At 71.1% G+C, this 3209-nt stretch carries 1 protein-coding gene and 2 pseudogenes; 1 reads left to right on the forward strand and 2 read right to left on the reverse strand.

Going from position 1 to position 3209, the window contains the following annotated elements:
• Nucleotides 1–5: 5 nt before the first annotated feature.
• Nucleotides 6–59 (forward strand): annotated as a pseudogene (locus ACFVIM_RS34325) (hypothetical protein); the annotation flags it as partial.
• 43 nt (nucleotides 60–102) lie between these two features.
• Here ACFVIM_RS34325 and ACFVIM_RS34330 read toward each other — a convergent pair.
• Nucleotides 103–876 (reverse strand): annotated as a pseudogene (locus tag ACFVIM_RS34330) (SAM-dependent methyltransferase); the annotation flags it as partial.
• A 117-nt stretch (nucleotides 877–993) separates the two neighbouring features.
• The gene (locus ACFVIM_RS34335) at nucleotides 994–3087 is read right to left on the reverse strand and encodes a hypothetical protein (RefSeq protein WP_384310089.1); all 2094 of its coding nucleotides are present in this window, start codon (nucleotides 3085–3087) and stop codon (nucleotides 994–996) included.
• Between the last annotated feature and the right edge of the window lie 122 nt (nucleotides 3088–3209).

The following is a 3209-nucleotide window of genomic DNA, read 5'->3' on the forward strand; positions in this document are numbered from 1 at the left end:
CCCTGATGGAACGGCTCACCCCGCCGGAGCGGGCCGCGGTGGTGCTGCGCGACGCGTTCGCCTACAGCCACCGCGAGATCGCCGGCGTCCTGGACTGCTCCGAGCCCGCCGGGTCAGCGTCCCGGTGGTCGGTCCCGGCCGCCAGTCGGGCCAGCAGACGAAGCCCGGTTCCACCAGGTCCAGCCCGTCGAAGAACGCCTTCGTCACCTCCGGTTCACGGAAGATATAGGGGATGGCGCCGGAGGAGTTGTACTCCTCCTGGACCGCGCGGTGGCGTTCGTCGGCCGCGGTGGCGTGGCTGAGGCTGAGATAGCTGCCCGAGGGCAGGCGGTCCACCAGACGGCGTACCAGACCCAGCGCCTCGTCCCAGTCGACGATATGGCCCAGGACGTCATTGATCACCAGGGCGATGGGCCGGGTGAGGTCCAGCGTGGCGGCCGCCGCGTCGAGCACGATATCCGTGTCACGCATATCCGCCAGGACGTAGTCCATGGCGCCTTCGCTGGTGCTGGCGCCCATCGCGTCGACATGCAGCAGCACCAGCGGGTCATGGTCGACGTAGACCACCCGCGCGTCCGGCGCGACCCGCTGGGCGACCTCGTGGGTGTTGTCGGCCGTGGGGAGACCGGCGCCCGCGTCGAGGAACTGACGGATGCCCGCCTCCCGCGCCAGCCAGCTGACCGTGCGCACCAGGAAGTCGCGGGACTCCTTGGCCATGGGCTCGATATCGGGGTACCGGGCGCGGTACGCGTCACCAGCGGCCTGGTCGGCGGCGTAGTGGTCCTTGCCGCCGAGCCAGTAGTTCCAGACCCGCGCGCTGTGCGCGACGGAGGTGTCGATCCGCGCGTGACGGGGTCGGTCGGCCGGGTCGGTCATGGGGATGTCTCTTCCTCTGTTCATGAGTCGGGATCTCTGGGGTGGTGGGGGGACAGGGGGCATCGAACAGCCCCGGGTGGGAAGGGAACGGGGTCGGTACGGGGGCGAGGTGGCCGGTCAGCCGGCCGGGGCGAGGGCCTCCAGCGACCGGAGGATCGCCAGCAGCTCCGCCCCCTCGGCGCAGAGCGGCTCCAGTTCCGCGATCACCTCCTGACGGGCGAGGTTCTCCGGCTGGTCGATACGCTCGCGGATAAGCGCGCTGGAGTCCACGAGCTGTTCCCGGTACTGGACGAGGTTGTCGGTCAGATGGTCGATGACATCGGCGCCCTGGACGGCGGTGGCCAGCGCGAACTGCTCCCGGATGGCGCTCACCTCCGTATCGATGGCCTGGATCCACTCCTGCCGCAGGACGTCGAGCGAGCTGGCCCGGCCCTTGCGGTACTGGAGGCCGAGATAGACCAGGGCGGCGGCCCCGGCGACCATACCGGCCGGGGGCAGCAGGGTCCCCGCCGCCGCGAGGCCGTACATCCACCCTCCGCTGGCGGCCACGGGGGTGACGATGCCGACGAGCGCGGCGGCCCGCTGGACGATGTCGTGCCGGGTCGCGTTGCGGCGCGCCTGCTGCGGTACGGAGACATCGTTGATGTCGAAGTGGAACTCGGGCAGCCGGCCGGCGATCTCCGGGTCGCCGAAGACGCGGTCGATCGCCCGGACGGCGTCCTGCTTGAAGGCGTCGTACTCGCCGGTCCACAGGGTGACCGGGCCCGTGGGCGACTCCAGCCAGGCGCGCAGCGCCTGGGCCTTGGCGACCTGGACCTGGTTGGCCTTCGCGGGCCTGCTGACATCGGTCACCCGGATCAGGCCGTCCAGCGCGGAGTGCAGCCGGCCGCCGAGCCGGTTGAAGGGGCGGGAGGCGCGCTGGACGCGGTCGTCGAGACCGCGCTGGAGAAGCTCCCGGATGACGGGGACCTCGGTGTCGAGCTTCTGGATGCGCAGGCGCTGGAGTCCCAGCCGTTCCCTCAGCTCGTCGATCTCCAGCCGTTCGGTCTGGAGCCGCCCGGCGATGACCTCGTACCGCTGGGCGAACAGATAGCGGGCCTCGGCGGCGATGGCCGCGATATGGCGGGTGCCGGTGCCGGTGGTGATCAGGTGCTCGATCGCCTGGCGGAGGGTGTCCATATTGCTCTTCTTGCGTTCCCGGTGGGCGGACGCCTCGGCGCCCTCCGCCGCCAGCCGGAGCGCGGACGCCTCCCAGGCCGGGGAGACGGGGATAAAGCCCTCGCCGATGAAGTCGAGGTCGGGCCGTCCGTCCGGGAGCTGGAAGTTCTCCCGCAGATACCGGTTGTTGCGGGCGACGGTGGCCTTCCAGGCGGGCTGGTTGTGCCGGTCGAGGTTGGCGGCGAGGTCGATCGCGGTGACCGCCCAGACCACCCGCTTGGGCTGGTTGTTCTGGCCCGGCAGCAGACAGTGGTCGTACAGGGCGCGGATGAGTCCGAGGTCGTCGTCGGAGAGGGTGCGGTGGGCCGGGGTGACGTAGAGGTAGCAGTCCGCGTCGAGCATGGCCCGTCGCACGATCGCGTCATGGGTGGTGTTGGCGGATCCGACGCCGGGCAGGTCGTAGAACTTGGCGGGGACGGGCGCGTCGGCGAGCAGCAGTTCCGCCTCGGCGACCTCGCGCGCCCGGTGCGGCCTGAGCCGGTTGACGACGTCGCCCTCCTCCATCGCGTACGCCTCGACCACGGCGGGCGCCGGGGAGTCGCCGACGTCCTCCCACTCGTCCGGGGGCGCGTCGGCGAACCGTACCCGCAGAAAGCCGGTGCCCGAGGGGTCGACGCCGCTCTGGCTGTCCACGGGGACGACGCTGAACGGCCAGGACGTGGTGGGGATAGGTGAGGAGGGCAGCAGTCCGACGAACTTGTCGTCGACGTCACCGTCCTCGGTGGGGACCTGGATGACGTCGAGGCCGCCCTGGAGCCCGCTGAGCAGGAAGCTCTTGCCGGAGGAGAAGTAGCCGAGCAGGGCCACGTTGATCAGTGAGGAGGCCGCCCGGGTCCGCAGCCGCCGCACCACGTCGGCGTCCTCGCCCAGGTCCCGTGGCCAGCCGGCGGGCATCTCCGAGGCCCCGGCCGCCGTAGCGAGCCATCCCTCACACCGGTTCAGAGCGGCCCGTAACAGACCGCGGGCCTCGTCCACGTCACGTAGCTCAGTCACAGCACACATATAGAGCATCGGCCCGCGGGCGTCCGGCGGTTGGCGGAAGCGATATCCGGCCGATGCCCTGGTGTGTCCCCGCGACGGCGGGCGACCAGGCCGGTGCCCGACCGTGGGGAGAC

Origin of the sequence: Streptomyces sp. NPDC057638 (genome assembly GCF_042800315.1) — a bacterium.
In the GTDB taxonomy this organism is placed as follows: Bacteria; Actinomycetota; Actinomycetes; order Streptomycetales; family Streptomycetaceae; genus Streptomyces.